Genomic DNA, 15,492 nt, shown 5'->3' with positions numbered 1-15,492 from the left:
ATGACCGAGCGCAGCTGTCCCGCCCTGCTCTTCGCCGCGCCCGCCTCGGGCAGCGGCAAGACCAGCCTGGTCGCGGCGCTGGCGCGCCTGCACACGCGGCAGGGACGCCGGGTCAAAGTCTTCAAATGCGGACCGGATTTCCTCGATCCGCAGATTCACGCCATGGCCAGCGGCCAGCCCTGCGACAACTTCGACCTCTGGATCTGCGGCGAAGATGACATTCGCGCCCGCCTCGCCCAGGCCGCGCAGGACAACGACCTGATCCTCGTCGAGGGCGTCATGGGCCTCTTCGACGGCACGCCGAGCAGCGCCGACATCGCCGAGCGCTTCGGCCTGCCGGTGCTGGCGGTGATCGACGCGCGCGCCATGGCGCAGACCTTCGGGGCCGTCGCCTTCGGCCTCGCCCATTTCCGCCCCGCCGTCCCTTTTCACGGCGTCCTCGCCAACCGCGTCGGCAGCGCCCACCACGCCGGCCTGCTGCGCGCCGCGCTGCCCGACGGCATTCATTGGTGCGGCGCCTTGCCGCGCCAGGACGCCGCCTCGCTGCCAAGCCGTCACCTCGGCCTGCTGCCGGCTGCCGAAATCGACGATCTGACGGCGCGCATCGATCTGCTCGCCGACGCACTCGCCGACACGCCGCTGGCCGAACTGCCGCCGCCGGTCACCTTCGCCGTGCCCGACCAGGCGCCGCAACCGGCACTGCTGCAAGGGCGACGGATCGCCATCGCCCGCGACGCCGCCTACTGCTTCATTTACCCGGCCAACCTCGAACTGCTGACGGCGCTCGGCGCCGAACTCACCTTCTTCTCGCCGCTGGCTGGCGACGCCCTGCCCGACTGCGACGCGGCCTGGCTGCCCGGAGGCTATCCGGAACTGCACGCGCCGGCGCTAGCCGCCCGCACCGATCTGGCGGCGCAGCTGCGCGCCCACGTCGACGCCGGCAAGCCGCTGCTCGCCGAATGCGGCGGCATGATGTCGGTCTTCGAGCGCCTCGTCGATCTCGACGGGCAAACCCACGCGATGTTCGGCCTGCTGGCCGGCCAGACGGTCATGGGCAAGCGCCTCGCCGCGCTCGGCTCGCAGGAAGTCGCGCTGCCCGAAGGCACGCTGCGCGGCCACGCCTTCCATCATTCGCGCTGCGACAGTCCGCTGCCGCCGCTCGCCCAGGCGCAAAAGACCGACGGCCGGGTCGGCGAGCCGGTCTGGCGGCAACGACGCCTCACCGCTTCCTATTTTCATTTCTATTTCCCCTCCAATCCCGAGGCCACCGCCTCGTTGTTCGACCCGGCCATGCCGGTTGCATCGTGAAGGAAAGAACATGAGCACGACAGAGAAACTTGGTACCGTGACCCTCGTCGGCGCCGGCCCCGGCGATCCCGAACTGCTGACGCTCAAGGCGGCGCGCCTGATCCGCGAGGCCGACGTCGTCGTTTATGACAATCTCGTTGGCAGTGGCATCCTCGACATGATCCCGTCCACCACCGACCGTATCTACGTCGGCAAGAAGGCCGGACAGCACACGCTGCCGCAGGAAGACATCAACCGCCTGCTCGTCGACCTCGCCCGTTCGGGCAAGAACATCGTCCGCCTCAAGGGCGGCGATCCCTTCGTCTTCGGCCGCGGCGGCGAGGAGATGGAAGAGCTGATCGAAGCCGGTTTCTCGGTCGAGATCGTGCCGGGCATCACGGCTGCACTTGGCGCCGCATCAAGCTGCCACTTTCCGCTGACGCACCGCGACCACGCGCAAAGCTGTGTCTTCGTCACCGGCCACCTGAAGAACCACACGATCGACCTCGACTGGCCGGCGCTCGCCCGCCCCGGCCAGACACTGGTGTTCTACATGGGCATCACCGGTCTCAACATCATCTCCGGACAACTCATCGCCCACGGGCTACCGGGCGACACCCCGGCGGCGATGATCTACAAGGCGACGCATCCCGAGGAACGTTTCATCCCGACGACGCTGGCCAATCTCGAAGCGACGGCGATTGCCGAAGCCGTCAAGCCGCCGTCATTGATCGTCGTCGGCAGCGTGCTCACGCTGGCCGGAAAAACGTCCGCCGCATCAAAGTGATGGACGAAAAGGGCCAAAAAAGCTATAGTTCGCACCCTCCGCGCGCCCGTAGCTCAGCTGGATAGAGTACTGCCCTCCGAAGGCAGGGGTCGGACGTTCGAATCGTCTCGGGCGCGCCAGCATTCAGGAAAAGGCTGATTCCACCAGGAATCGGCCTTTTTTGTTTTTGGGGCCGCAAAACGCACGCGGGCATGGACTCTTGCCGAGCTGACCTGTACAATCCGCGACTTCAAAAACGCGTAGCGCCCGTAGCTCAGTTGGATAGAGTACTTGGCTACGAACCAAGGGGTCGGGCGTTCGAATCGCTCCGGGCGCGCCACGTAACTTTTTGAAAACAAACAAATTAGCCACTCTTAACCGAGTGGCTTTTTTGTTTTATGGCATTGCTGTGACAAAAATGTGTCGCACTTGCACCAACCTACAGCCATTACCCTCGCTAATTTTTGACGTTGCTAACGATCAAATCTTTCACCTGACTCACGGTCAGCCACTGTTTCTTAGAGTGGACGACTCGATGACAATTTGGGCACAACATCGCGAGGTCATCTAGCTTAGTAACAGCCCTCTCTTCCAACGTGTGCAAAGGTTTCGTGTGATGAACCTCAATAATGTGAGAGGCAGTTGCGCCGTACTTGTCGCAAAAGTCAAAGCCACATGCTTCACAGAATAATTTTCCGTGAGCATCCCGAAACGCCTTCTTTTTTCCTTCAATCAACTTCCTGCTTCGCTCGCGAATCCGATGTAGGCGCGTCAAAATAGCCCCCTCTTCCGCCTGTACGAAACCCGGCTCATCGAGTTCAATCGTCTGAGAAACAGACGGCTCCATCACCGCAGCCTTTATCGCACGAACAACTCCAGCCAAGCGTGCAGGACTAGCGGCGAACTCTTGCCAAACAACCGCCTCATCCCTATTACCCCTTCCCAAACCGACGCGACCACCTTGCGTATAGTCGGGATCATGATGACGAAAATTCATCAACTTCATATAGACCCCGTTCGAATTCCGATACGCCTCATTTTGAACAACACCAAGAGCCACACCGAGCCGATTCAGAAAACTGGAGAGCTCCAAAACGTCCTTGCTATCTTTTGCCACTGGCGACTGTTTTTGCTGCAGATAAAGGTCTAACGCCAAAATCAGCTCATCCCTGCTCCATTTGGGATTCCGTTTCTTTCTATCGCCCTCAGAATCACCACTCCTCCCCCTCCCAGATCCGTTCGTCGCACCACGGGAAAGCATTTCATTGCCAGGAATAAGACCAAGTTCCTTTAAGTAATCTAGGCCAAACTTTGTGAAACCGACGGATGTCACCTTAGATCGCCAAGCACCGGTCTTTTCAATCGCGGAGGCATACGCATTCACAAGGTCCTCACCTTGCAATCCACCCTTAACAAGTCTTAGCAAGGACGAGAGCGAATGAAGAGTTGCCGTACCTTGAGGGTTCTCATCCAAATGATGACGCAACATCTCTTTTTGCCGATCCGTCATTTCCCATGTATCAACCGTACGCGCCGCACAGAAGAGCGCGCCAAGATCAGTCGTTTTTACTTGGTCTCCTGTCGCATCAAGCAAACCAAGGCCAGCAGCAAAACGCACCAACGTCCGAACACGCACAGCAGGATGCTTCGCCGAGCCACTCTTGGTAGTCAAATCATTATGCCTGGCGAGAGTCGCTATATCCGCGCCCTTGAGGTCTGCCACACAATAGACAACACCGTTTATATAGTGGAGCTTTGCGACGGTAAAAACCTGGCCTTTCATACCCCCCCCTACAGAGTCATTTCAGGTAGCAAGACAAACTAGTTGTTTATCATTAACGATTCCAAGCGATCAGCATATGGCGCGAGATGATCCGCGGCAAGGTGTGCATAGCGCCGTACCATCTCCGAACTCTCCCACCCTCCCATTTCCTGCAAAGCAAACAATGGCGTTCCAGCTTGCACATGCCAACTTGCCCACGTATGGCGCAAATCATGCCACCTAAAGTCCTCGATCCCTGCACGCTCTAGCGCGCGATACCAGGCTTTCGTACTCACCTGAAGGATTGGCCTACCTCGATAGCTAAAAATGCGCTCAGGATGTCCTCCCAACTGTTTTTGGATCAACGCCACCGCTTCGACGTTCAGAGGAACAGAAATCGCCTTCCTAGCTTTGGCCTGATCAGGATGAATCCAAGCAATTTTGCGATCCAAATCGACCTGCGACCATTGCAGCCCGGTAACATTAGCACGACGAAGACCCGTCGCCAGTGAGAACGCCGCCATATCGGCCAAATGGGGTGGCAATTCCGAAATTAGCCGTTTTGCCTCATCACGCGTCAAGTAACGAATCCGACGCGTCGGCTCCCTCAACATTCGTACTTGTGGCGCTTTATCAAGCCACTCCCATTCATTAACGCACTTGCGCAGAATGGCTCGAAGCACCTCAAGGATGCGGTTTACTGTTGCATTGCTCACCCCTTCTGCCAATTTTGCCTCGGTAATCCTGTCGATCATGCGACGATTAATCGAACAAAGCATGACCCCTGACAAATGGGCATCCAACCAGCGGAGATGTATTTTGTCCGTTTCAATCGTCGCCTTATGCGATTGTTCTTTCAGCCAACGAACAACAGCATCATTCCATGACCTACGAGGCCTCTCGCCGAGCTTCGACAACCGCCATAACTCGCTTTTCAGCTTGTCGTGGAATTCTCTGGCCTGCGACTTGATTTCAGTCCCAGCAGACTGGCGTATTCGCTCACCATTGGGTGCGACAACATCGACCCAATAGATTGATCCACGCTTGTAGAGTGGCATCCTTGAACCTCATCATTTAGCGAGACTTTGGGAAAAGGACGCGGCCCGGAATACTTCGACCGCAACCAATCGGCTAGATCTTCTTCAAGAAAAACCCAGGCGCGACCGGCCTTCGCCCCCGGAATAAGCCCGGCTTTTGCTCGCCTTCGGACTTCTTCGGGATGCATTTTTAGAAAGCCCGCTGCCTCCTGGAGGGTAAAGGTATTCACGACACCTCCCCCGGAAAGGCATGATCCAGGCGTTTCGGAACGCCTCGCACGGCGAGACATTCAACGATTTCAAGCGGCGAAAGCTCCAGAATTTTCCATTGAAACCAAATCAATTTTCCGTAACTATTCCGGGCGGCCTCGACTAACACATTGAGTTCGATCTTCGCTGTTCGCGTAACGGTTTCGATACGCGATTGCCCCTTGCTAATCCAGGCGCATGGAGGATAAGAAGCCGCTAAATACATGGAGGGTGTAAGCAATACATCAAGCGGAATTCGTCTATCCCGATTGTGGAGTTCCACCTCCCAACGAACCCAACTACTTCGAGGATCGCCTAGCTGCTTTCCCTTTTCATAAATCCGTAGGAGCTTGCCGTTTTTGCGATTCCCGACATATAGAGTCTTCCCCTTGCCGGAGCCGAAATCATCGACGTATTCGCCCGCTGGCGGATGCCCCTTTCCGGCATGAAAGTCACCGGCCTCATACCAATCGCGGAGCTGCTCAAGCGAAATTAGCCCTTCGTAATCATCATGCGCGAGATCAACCCGAGTAATTCGCCCGCGATGCTCCTTGATGAAATCATGAACCGCGAGCCAATCTTTGATAACACAACACCCCTCGCCCGACAGACTAATCAGCGAGGTTCCAGCAACCGAATGCCCGCCGGTTCCAAAAATTCCATAACCATCACCAAGCACCCAGGAGTCTTTATAGTTGAGATGCCCTTTCCTTCGGTTCGCTCCTATACCGAATCCAAAGGAGCGGCGCAGCAACCCATCAAACTCGATAAGTTTTTCGTTACCAGTAATCTGAAAGCGAAGAGTGAAATTTAACCAATCAACAAACGCAGCCTGGAGATTTGGTTCCTTCGAATGATTTTCCCCCCGTATTACCAGACGGGGGGATTCGGCCACCTCAGCCGTCGCACCAACCTCAAGCGCTTCTGTTCCGGCCTCGTTTGGCCGTACGGTTGCCGCTTGCGCGGCAATCCGTGCGCCCAGCCCGAGGCCGGTTACATTTTCTGATGAGTTTGTTGAAAACTCTGAGGATTGATGAACGCCCATTTCAGAGGAAACATAAGAATTCCTCCGAACAATACACCACACAAAAGGAAATCACAAGTTCCCTTTGCTAAATCTCTGACACATCCCTACGTCGCGGGATTTTTATCGTTCCGCCGACAACCTTCCAGAAATTTGAATAACGTAGTGCCAGATTCAACCCAACAGAACGGTAGCTACTTGGTCCCACCTCGGGAAACTCTTCCCGAATCCGAATATTGAGAATCTCCTCATAATTCCGCACGGTCTTTTTGCTGTGGATGATGTAGAGCACCTTCCATCCAAAATGGAACCCCATCCTCATCATCCCGAGAGCAGCCTCAAGCTGAGTTAAATCACCTTGAAAACTCGTAACCGCCTCATTTTCGATATAACGAAGTCGGGTTTCTTGATCGGCGGTAAGACGATGAACCCTATCTGGAGGCTCTTTCCGCTCCATTCCTAAGAGCTTTACAAGCGCCTCAATACTTGCCAGCTCAACTTTTCTAAGGAAGCCGTCCGATGGTTCCGAGCCAATCTGGCTATCGGTATCTTTCTCCATGTTCCCTCCTAGTAATTCTGAGAATATACCCACAAAAGGAAACTTGAACAACCCTCCACCCATCACCCTCCTGAACTGACCACACCACTAGCACTTTCAATTATCAAGGTCTTAAAATATGACGAAGTGGCCGTCGCGGCACTCATGATCTTGTATCGCTCTTTTCACATAAAGCAAGTTATAGTGAATGAATCGAAGACATAACGCTTCGCCCCCCCTGTCAACATTGACGTCCTAACAAAACAATGGCTAAACCAACCGCAAAAACAACGAAATCGCTCTTTAGGGGAAAATTCACATCAATGTCCGTTTGTGGATTCAAATCCCTATTTTCGGAACAAGAAATCAAACTACGCCCACTGACTATCCTTGCTGGAAGCAACAGCTCAGGAAAGTCCAGCATCATGCAACCGTTGCTGCTTCTGAAACAAACATTAGAAGCCCAATACGACCCAGGCTCTTTATTGCTCGACGGTCCTAACGTACGTATGACATCAGCACACCAAATGATGTCCCGATTGAACAACCGTCAAACTGCTAGCTGTTTTTCACTGGCTTTTCATCTTGACTCAGAACACAGCCTAAAGGTCGAATTTAAGCGAGTTGAAGGAAAAGGTATTGAGCTACATAGGATTTGCTACACACACGAAGGAGCAGAAATAGACGTCAGACAGGGACCAGCAAGTGAGAGTGTATTGAGTTTCATCCGAAGCATTAATGACGAAGGCTTAAGCCTCATTGATATGTTCAAACCAAAGGAGGACATAACCTGGGAAATCTCACGCGACCGATGCCTGTTTAAGCTATCGATGCTACGAGAGAAATACACCTTTTTCCAAACAGAACTTCCGCAATCTCAAGCACTGCAACAATTGGCAAAAAAGCTAATTCATGTCCCAGGCTTGAGAGGAAACCCTGCACGTACCTATCGCACCACGGCTTTTGAAGGAACGTTCCCTGGAACATTCGAAAACTATGTGGCGAGCGTTATTAGCCATTGGCAAAAAGAACAAGATCCTAGACTCGACAAATTAGCCAGTGACTTGCAAAAACTTGGTCTCACATCAAGGGTCACGGCAGAGCAAGTTGATGACACACAGGTAGAAATCAAAGTCGGCCGGGTTACCAATAACAGTAAGCAATCGCGAGACAACGTCAGTATTGCAGACGTTGGCTTTGGCATGTCTCAGATACTGCCAGTCATCGTAGCTCTACATGTCGCGGCTAAAGACCAAATTGTGTATATCGAGCAACCTGAAATTCATCTTCATCCCAAAGCCCAATGGATTTTAGGTTCAATACTGGGAGACGCGGTTCTACGGGGAATCCAGTTGGTCATTGAGACTCACAGCTCCTTACTGCTACTCGGAATTCAAGAGCTAGTCGCTAGCGACAGGCTTCCCGCTGACAAGGTACAACTTCATTGGTTTTCCCGGAACCAAAAGGGGGAAACGGTAATATCCGCAGCCGACTTAGATGAGACAGGTTCCTTTGGAGACTGGCCAGAAGATTTTGACGAAACAACCATGATCGCCCAACGGGCCTATCTTGCTGCCGCTGAACGTAAGTTATTTGAAAAAAATGCCCAAAAAAAGACAACCAGTAAGCCTGGTTATTGATGCAAGCGTTGCCCGCGCCAGCGGCAATGACTCCGCCACATTCCCTTTGGCTATTTACTGTCGCGACTATCTCTCCGAGATAATTAACCACGAATACAAAGTAGTATTTAGTCCAGAGATGTCTCGCGAATGGAATAAACATCAATCAAACTTTGCTCTTGGTTGGCGTACAAGCATGGTAGCAAGACGGCGAATCGAAGTTCTCACAGAAGATCCTGCAAACATGGATTTTCGCAATGCCATTTCATCATCGCAATCGACGCCCAATCAAAAACGGGCGATGCTAAAGGATAGCCACCTAGTCGAATGCGCCGGAGCAACTGACAACAGAGTTTCTGCACTTGATGACACGGTACGCAGGCTGTTTCAATACACGACAGGCGTATCAGCTCATGTGAAGAAACTTGTATGGGTAAATCCAGGGAAAATCGAGGAAACCCCATTGCAATGGTTACGCGACGGAGCGAAGGCAGAGACGGCAAGAATGCTACGATAATCCGAGAATGACACCCATCACATTTGTTCTCCAACCTTTAAAATTGTTCTGAATGTATCTCTCCCACATTTGGTGTGCCTGTGGCGTGACTGCGTGTTGTTGCCAGAAGGACAACACAAACACATAACAATTTGAATTTTATTGACTTATTTTCAAAGAAATGGACTACGAACCAAGGGGTCGGGCGTTCGAATCGCTCCGGGCGCGCCACGCGAACATGGAACTGGGCACTTCTTCTGAAGTGCCCTTTTTCTTTTCTGAAATCGCTTGAGCAAGCGCGACATAACTCCCCTTCATCGTTGCCGTGTCACCCGTCACCACGATCTCATCGACCAAGGCGTGCAAGTAGCGCTTCGCGAAATCCTTGTTCTGTAGCTTCGCCCGAATGGCTTTGCTGAACGCTTCTACTTGGCTCGGCAGAATCCGATCCTGCGGAGCCGCATGAATCCTCCTGACGCCAGTCAATTCGATCATCAGGGACTGACGTTCTGATTTGAGTTCCTGCGACCTGCGCTGCACCACTTCATCGACCGCCAGACCGTTCTCAACGGCATCGAGCAAATTCCGCTGCTTCTTTTCAACTTCCTTCAGGAGCTTGGTCAGCGCGTTGACCTTCTCTTGTTCGGTGCTTTTGCTCGACCTGATCCGCTTGCGTAGCTCGGTCATGAGCTGGTTCAAACGCTCTGGCGCGCAGATTTTCTCGGCAAATTGATCGAGGATCAGCGCATCAAGCTTTTCCATCGGGATATTCCGGCTATCGCAGGCATGGTTTCCTTTGCTCTGGCGATTCGCGCACTTGTAGTAGTGATAACGACCACTCTTGCCCGTCACCGCTGTCAGGCGGTGCCCACAAGCGCATCTAAGCAGCCCTGTAAGCAACGTCGGGGAGTTCACAAGCCTCGGGGGTGTGTTGCGCGGCGAGCGGGCTTTTCGGAGCGCCTGTGCATCGTGGAATTGTTCAGGGGTCACAATTGGCTCAGATCGATAAGTCACCCACTCGTCGGCGGGGCGTTTCTCCCCGGTCTTGGAGCAACGCTTATTAAAGACATGCTCGCCAAGGTAGGCACGGTCACTCAGGATCTTGTGAATCTTCTGGATGCTCCACGGATTACCGCGCATGAGCTGACCGCGTTGCGTGAGGTGCTTACCGATTTCCTTGATACCGAGGGTCTTGCCGCGGAATCCGTTGAGGTACAGATCGTAGATCGTCCGCACAATGATAGCTTCAGCCTGATCGAGTTCGAGCCTCTTCCGCTTGCGCCCCCGGCTTCCCGATATTTCCGTGGCCACAGCCTTAAATCCAAACGGCGCCTTTGAGCCGCTATAGAACCCCTGCCGCACGTTCTCGCACATGGCGCGGTGCGTATGTTTCGAGTTCTCGCGACTCTGGTGTTCGTCAAAGAGGTTAATGATGCGCCGCATCATGTCGCCACCAGCATCATCGCTCGTCGGCTGGGTGATCGAGATGATTTTGACGCCATGCCGTTTGAGCTTGCGTTCGTAGCTGCCAAACTCAATACCATCGCGGAAGAAGCGCGAGAAACTGTGAATCAGAATCGCCTCGAACGCTGCCGGTTTCGCTTGAGCATCGGCAATCATCTGTTGAAACACTGGCCGCTTGTCATCCATCGCCGAGGCTCCCGATTCGACATATTCGCGGATCGGCGTGCAAGCGTTGGCCTTGCACCAGTCTTTCAACTGACGGATTTGGTCTGGGATCGACAGATCGTTATCGGCTTGGCGCGTCGTGGACACACGCGCATAAAGCGCAACATGCATGGTTCTCACTCCGTAATGACCGGCTCCCCATTCACCGCATGGCGTGATGTTGGCGATGAGCGCCCGTCTATCAAGGTCAAGCTTTGTGCGCGTGCGCAACCTTGACAGCCAGTCACTCATCGCCCTTTTGGTCGCCATGCGGCAAATGGGGCGCTGTGGTGTTGCTATCAGTCCTCGGCTTCGCTTTGCTGCTGCATCAACACCAGCAACTCGGGATAGACCGAGGCCAGCAAATCAGTTTCAGCTTCTTGCGGCATATCGAGGGATTCGGGCTTGAGCCGAATATCGAGCAGGATGGTTTCGCTCACTCATCGTGGCACCTCCTTTCCTGCTGTATCGGCCTGCCCTGTCCTACCCTGTCCGTACCGCTTTAGCAGAGAATCCAATTCCGGTAGGAGTCCCTGATTTCCGAACTCATCGAGCGCGATCTTGCGAAACGCATGAAACTGGCACTCCGTCGGCATCCCTATCGCCGCAGCATCGAGGATGCGACTCAAGCGCCCGTGAACCGCTTCGACGATATCGTTACGCAATTGGCTCACCATTGGCCGAGCCTCGTTTCATCCATGCGTCGCTTGACCTCACCATCCCATAATAGCGGATCGTGCAGACGATCAATTTGACGCCCCAAGCAAGTCATCGCATCTTCTTTTGTTACCTGGGCTTTGCCGCGCTGCAACGCGTGAATCGAGGCGATTCGTTTGAGATACCCATAGACAGCAATACTCAGGCGAAGCATTCGCTCATCCAACTGTGCGCCGGGATCACATTCTCGCAACACCCCAAGGCAATCTAATTCGCTAATCCTCGCGGAAAGATCAGACCACAAGGGATGCAGCGGCCACCGTGACCGATTGCTATCCGCCGTCTTTCTGCGTAGCGAAGCGCTTGATTCAACCAAAGGGCGGAGCAAGTCGCCCTGGCGCTCACGCAAGTCGGCAAATGTCCTTATCCCAATATACCGGAGCATGGCTTTACGGATTTCCCACTCAATGCGCCAAACGTTGTCTTGAGTATCTCCCCATAGGGGGTAGAACCACGTTTTGTGGCTCGACTCAGCGATCTCCTCGGATTTGTTATAAACCCGCAGAACAATCGGGCTAGTACCGAATGAGAACGTCTGGACCTGCCCATTTTTCCGGTACTGGACGTCCTTTACCGCCGTCGTGACAAAACTGTCCTCATCGAAATCGATCGCATCGATCCAATAGTCAAAGGCAAAGTCGACACGCGATAGGCTCTCGGCACGAAACGGCTCCAGCCCAACTGACTTGGCCCAACGTAGAAAGCGTCCGTGCAGTTCATCGGCACCGTAATGCCAAAGAGCGTGACTTCGATAGGTCACATAAAAGTTCGGCTTGTTGAACTCCCCGCACTGGATGCTGAAAGCATCGTTCTCCAGCAGGAGCGGATAACCACTCCCGGTCCCATGGCTTGCCAACAAGAACTCTTCTGCACCCAAGACCAAGGGTACAGAGTGGCGCAACTTGGCCTGCTTTATCGAGTCGCGCTGTACAGCAAGCCACTCGAAATCAAAAACGCTATTCGCCTCTCGGGTGAGGTACTCAGCTACGACAAGTGTGTCGACGCCGCAGAGCAAATTGCGAAAGGCCATGATTCAGACCGCTCAGTCTTTACCCTTGCTGGTCTTTGCAGGACGACTCTTCTTTTTCGGCCCCTGAACGGCTACCACCGTCTTGCGATTACTCGTCCCTCTCCTATCGATGGTCATTTCTCGAACCACTTCATCGGGAAGCTTGCTCTTAACCGCATCAAGACCACACTCGATGAGCTGATTAATTATCTGTGACACCGAGACCTCGCTCATCCGAGCCAAATTCTCGATCTGAATGAATTCCGGCAACGGAAATCGATGGCTGCGCTGAACAGAAGCGACAACACCTCCGATTGAGGCCGACCCCATCACCATCGCGGCCAAAAGGCTGGCAGCAGTCGGTTCGTTTTTATCTGATGTCATGACATCATCTCCTAGTGGTTTGTGTTACACCACTGTAACCCACCGAAGAAACCCACGTCAACACCCGCGCAAAATCTGCACTCCTGGACTCACTAAGACATGAGCCGCCCGGCGTCCTCGCATCGGCTCCGGGCGCTTGGCGGCTCATGTCTTCTTGCGACTCGATTCCCGTAGTGATAGGGTTCCATGCAAGGCTTTTTATTCCGATGTATTTATAGCCCCCCGTGTTACTTGAACGGGATGTGCGGAGCAAATCGATATGACCATAAGCAATAGCCCAATACAACGTTTCTCCATCACCAATCTTCATGGAGAACGTAACGTAGTGATTGATTTCGCAAATACAGTAAAGATACTGATAGCGGAAAACGGCGCCGGAAAAACTACAGTACTGAATGCGCTGTACAACCTAATTGCGGGAAATTTTAACAAGCTTCGCAAAACCAATTTTTCCCAAATTTCAGTGACTTTCTCCTCTGGACGAGAAATTTTTCTGACCCAAGAAGACCTTAGATGGAAAGTAAACGACGCTCAAATCCCCCCAGGGATCTTCCAGCATTTCAAAGCATTCCTGCCTCTAGAACACATCCAAGAAATTTACGATCTATTCTGTCAAGGCAACCGTTCCGTCCTTAAAGCTTCTCCTTATTTCGCAGAAGCCAGGAAGAGGATGAATGTCGATGAAGCGAACCTAATATCATGGATTGAAATTCTCGTTCGCGAGCTATCGCCATTGAATTTACAGGGTCAGCGCCTTATCGAGGCCAGATCAGTTATACAAGAGGAGTTTCCATTTGACCTTATATACCTGCCGACTTACCGAAGGATCGAAGAAGATTTAAGAAACCTCGGCGAAACGATACCAGACAGAGGAATAGATAGAAATTTTATTCAGTTCGGAATGAGCGACGTTACCGCGCGTTTTAACGAAATAACATCTGAGATCAAGAATTCTTCTATCCGATGGTTTGCGCGCGTCAACGGCCAAATGCTTACTCAACTAATAACCGGGGTAAATGTTGATGATGATATGCGCAATAGCCTTAGCAGTGCAGAAGCTCTCAGAATTGTTCTCGATCGCGTCGGAGACAACGTAAGTCCTGAAAATAAGCAACACATAATGAGTTTGATCCACAATCGTCGGATACTCGACAATGCTTCATTATCTTACTTCATGGCGAATTTGGTTAAAGTCTATGAACAACAAAAGGAAAATGACTCGGCGATTAAGAAATTTACGGCCATATGCAATATGTATCTCGTTGACAAGGAAGTTGTCTACAACGAAAGCTCTGTAGAAATAGATATTGTCCGCAAGAAGAATAAGGCAAGCGTGATGATCGAAACCCTTTCCTCGGGGGAGAAACAAATAATCTCCTTATTTTCCCGGCTTTTCTTGGAGAAACATCGTTCAGTTGCTATTTTTTTTGACGAACCAGAACTGTCCTTATCTCTTGAGTGGCAGAAGAATCTTCTTCCTCATATCGTTCAATCCGGTATTTGTGGATTTCTTTTCTGCACAACTCACTCTCCGTTCATTTTTCAAAACGATCTAAGGCCTTACACCAGTGATCTCGTAGAGTACATTACGGAGCTCTAGGAAATGGGTCGCGTAGAAAAAATGCTGGAGGCAACCGAATCGGTATCGGTTGCCTTCATGATTTTCAGCAGAGTTGCAGCACGAGATAGACAGGCCATCTTCTGCTTCTTTGAAGGCGAAGACGAGAAATATTACAGTGGCAGGATTAACTTTGTTTTCGGCCATAGACCGTGGCACCCTATTAATTGTGGTGGAAAAAATGCCGTCCTTGAGACACAGAGAGAAATAAGGTCACGAACTTATTATGACAAACACACAGTCGCCTTCTTCGTTGACAGAGACTTTGACGAGCCAATTTCCAGAACCATGGCTGACGAAATTTACGAGACCCCATGCTATTCAATAGAGAATCTATATTGTGACCCTCAGGCCATCAAGCGAATTCTTTCTGCTGAATTTGGCTTAGCCGACCAAGCAGGACTAAATGAGCAGTTTACTCAGATCTACGATCGCATACTGGAATGTCAGAACGCGTTTCACGAGCTGATTCTCCCTCTCAACTTATTCATCAAGGCTCACCGTTTAGCCGAAAAACATAGTGGAATCAAAAGGCTTAACTTAAAAAATGTCAGACTTGAGCAAGTTGTCAGCATTTGCCTCGATAAAGTTGAAAGGTTGATTGCAGATGAGGATCTAAATTCTCTTTATCCTGAATCTATTCCTATTGAAAATATCGATTTCAGTTCCATCCCATCGTTTCATGGAACTAACTTATGCTATGAGCTACGTGGCAAATACGAACTTGAGTTCATTCGAATAATTCTCTGCCGACTTAAAGAAGCATGCTCGTGTAAAGAGCATGTTTTTTGTCGGAAAGGCTATTCGGTAAAGCTGAATCTCACAAAAGCAAACACAATTTCAGAGTTAAGCCAATACGCGACGACGCCTCCGTGTCTCATAAAGTTCTTAACCAAATTGGCAGGCTGGCCCCCTTGACCATGATCAAGAAACAGCCCCTACAATTGAGAGCGCATAGTTTTACTGCAGACAATTCAAATTTTTCACTTTTTGATATTTACAAGAAGATCGACAATCCAGTGCCCAGACTCACCGCTTCTGGCGCGCCACGCAACTTTTTGAAAACAAGCAAATAAGCCACTCCTCACCGGGTGGCTTTTTTGTTTTCTGCGGGGACGATTAGGGACTCGGCCCCACAGCGAAAGCACGAAATAAGCACGGCGCACTTCTCTTCCCCTGCCTGGCACCACTTCGTACCTCGCCATCTGGCGCCATTGTTTAGGCTTGCAAACGACGTTTCTCCGGTAGAGTTCGACCATCGGAATCCCGACCAAGCACAGCGTGTCCTGAAAGGCCGTGCCAATTCAGTCACACCTGG

General features: G+C 52.1%; 16 protein-coding genes and 2 tRNA genes. 8 read left to right on the top strand and 10 right to left on the bottom strand.

From position 1 onward, the window contains the following. The 4 genes from BLR25_RS02950 (at window position 1) to BLR25_RS02935 (ending at window position 2,393) form a co-directional block, all read left to right on the top strand. Window positions 1-1,308, top strand: a complete 1,308-nt coding sequence (locus tag BLR25_RS02950; RefSeq protein ID WP_091933044.1) for a cobyrinic acid a,c-diamide synthase CobB — start codon at window positions 1-3, stop codon at window positions 1,306-1,308. Between the two features lie 10 nt (window positions 1,309-1,318). Beyond that, window positions 1,319-2,074, top strand: a complete 756-nt coding sequence (gene cobA / locus BLR25_RS02945; protein ID WP_091933040.1) for a uroporphyrinogen-III C-methyltransferase — start codon at window positions 1,319-1,321, stop codon at window positions 2,072-2,074. A 42-nt stretch (window positions 2,075-2,116) separates the two neighbouring features. Further along, window positions 2,117-2,193: transfer RNA gene (locus tag BLR25_RS02940), tRNA-Arg, on the top strand. A 123-nt stretch (window positions 2,194-2,316) separates the two neighbouring features. Beyond that, a tRNA-Arg gene (locus BLR25_RS02935) sits at window positions 2,317-2,393 on the top strand. A gap of 117 nt (window positions 2,394-2,510) precedes the next feature. Here BLR25_RS02935 and BLR25_RS21485 read toward each other — a convergent pair. The 5 genes from BLR25_RS21485 to BLR25_RS02910 all read right to left on the bottom strand — a co-directional run bounded on the left by BLR25_RS21485 (window position 2,511) and on the right by BLR25_RS02910 (window position 6,684). Further along, a complete protein-coding gene (locus BLR25_RS21485) occupies window positions 2,511-3,836 on the bottom strand; it encodes an HNH endonuclease (protein ID WP_218122601.1) in 1,326 nt (441 codons plus the stop codon). 38 nt (window positions 3,837-3,874) lie between these two features. Next, complete coding sequence (locus tag BLR25_RS02925; protein WP_425438675.1) at window positions 3,875-4,849, bottom strand: tyrosine-type recombinase/integrase; 975 nt, start codon at window positions 4,847-4,849, stop codon at window positions 3,875-3,877. Next, window positions 4,750-5,142: a helix-turn-helix domain-containing protein gene (locus BLR25_RS21895; RefSeq protein ID WP_425438674.1), complete on the bottom strand. Its 393-nt coding sequence runs from the start codon at window positions 5,140-5,142 to the stop codon at window positions 4,750-4,752. The genes BLR25_RS02925 and BLR25_RS21895 overlap by 100 nt, the downstream gene beginning before the upstream one ends. Then, the gene (locus BLR25_RS02915) at window positions 5,079-6,146 is read right to left on the bottom strand and encodes a replication initiation factor domain-containing protein (RefSeq protein ID WP_091933034.1); all 1,068 of its coding nucleotides are present in this window, start codon (window positions 6,144-6,146) and stop codon (window positions 5,079-5,081) included. Before BLR25_RS02915 ends, BLR25_RS21895 begins: the two co-directional genes overlap by 64 nt. Before the next feature lie 67 nt (window positions 6,147-6,213). Next, a complete protein-coding gene (locus BLR25_RS02910) occupies window positions 6,214-6,684 on the bottom strand; it encodes a hypothetical protein (protein WP_091933031.1) in 471 nt (156 codons plus the stop codon). A gap of 245 nt (window positions 6,685-6,929) precedes the next feature. On the opposite strand from BLR25_RS02910, the gene BLR25_RS02905 reads away from it, so the two are divergent. Together BLR25_RS02905 and BLR25_RS20875 are read left to right on the top strand one after the other, a co-directional pair. Then, the gene (locus BLR25_RS02905) at window positions 6,930-8,303 is read left to right on the top strand and encodes an AAA family ATPase (RefSeq protein WP_091933028.1); all 1,374 of its coding nucleotides are present in this window, start codon (window positions 6,930-6,932) and stop codon (window positions 8,301-8,303) included. Then, entirely contained in the window at window positions 8,233-8,799 is a 567-nt protein-coding gene (locus BLR25_RS20875; RefSeq protein ID WP_143009749.1) for a hypothetical protein, read from the top strand. Before BLR25_RS02905 ends, BLR25_RS20875 begins: the two co-directional genes overlap by 71 nt. Before the next feature lie 165 nt (window positions 8,800-8,964). On the opposite strand, the gene BLR25_RS02900 is transcribed toward BLR25_RS20875, so the two are convergent. The 4 genes from BLR25_RS02900 to BLR25_RS02885 all read right to left on the bottom strand — a co-directional run bounded on the left by BLR25_RS02900 (window position 8,965) and on the right by BLR25_RS02885 (window position 12,556). Further along, window positions 8,965-10,578, bottom strand: a complete 1,614-nt coding sequence (locus tag BLR25_RS02900) for a recombinase family protein (RefSeq protein ID WP_176785724.1) — start codon at window positions 10,576-10,578, stop codon at window positions 8,965-8,967. A gap of 167 nt (window positions 10,579-10,745) precedes the next feature. Continuing rightward, window positions 10,746-10,886 (bottom strand): hypothetical protein, encoded by a 141-nt coding sequence (locus tag BLR25_RS21165; RefSeq protein ID WP_176785723.1) that lies wholly within the window; start codon window positions 10,884-10,886, stop codon window positions 10,746-10,748. Window positions 10,887-11,116: 230 nt separating this feature from the next. Next, window positions 11,117-12,193: a hypothetical protein gene (locus tag BLR25_RS02890; protein ID WP_091933018.1), complete on the bottom strand. Its 1,077-nt coding sequence runs from the start codon at window positions 12,191-12,193 to the stop codon at window positions 11,117-11,119. Between the two features lie 12 nt (window positions 12,194-12,205). After that, window positions 12,206-12,556 (bottom strand): hypothetical protein, encoded by a 351-nt coding sequence (locus BLR25_RS02885; RefSeq protein WP_143009748.1) that lies wholly within the window; start codon window positions 12,554-12,556, stop codon window positions 12,206-12,208. 259 nt (window positions 12,557-12,815) lie between these two features. Here BLR25_RS02885 and BLR25_RS02880 point away from each other — a divergent pair, with 259 nt between their 5' ends. Beyond that, on the top strand, window positions 12,816-14,156 hold the full coding sequence (locus BLR25_RS02880) for an AAA family ATPase (RefSeq protein ID WP_091933012.1): 1,341 nt from the start codon (window positions 12,816-12,818) through the stop codon (window positions 14,154-14,156). Between the two features lie 3 nt (window positions 14,157-14,159). After that, window positions 14,160-15,092, top strand: coding sequence for a DUF4435 domain-containing protein (locus BLR25_RS02875; RefSeq protein WP_091933008.1), 933 nt, complete (start codon window positions 14,160-14,162; stop codon window positions 15,090-15,092). Window positions 15,093-15,157: 65 nt separating this feature from the next. Here the strand turns inward: BLR25_RS02875 and BLR25_RS21160 are convergent, their stop codons facing one another. After that, window positions 15,158-15,433, bottom strand: a complete 276-nt coding sequence (locus BLR25_RS21160) for a hypothetical protein (protein WP_176785722.1) — start codon at window positions 15,431-15,433, stop codon at window positions 15,158-15,160. Window positions 15,434-15,492: the final 59 nt, after the last annotated feature.

Source organism: Propionivibrio dicarboxylicus, from assembly GCF_900099695.1.
In the GTDB taxonomy this organism is placed as follows: domain Bacteria; phylum Pseudomonadota; class Gammaproteobacteria; order Burkholderiales; family Rhodocyclaceae; genus Propionivibrio; species Propionivibrio dicarboxylicus.
The sequence above is the reverse complement of the archived record's forward strand: the minus strand, read 5'-3'. Positions and strand labels throughout refer to the sequence as shown.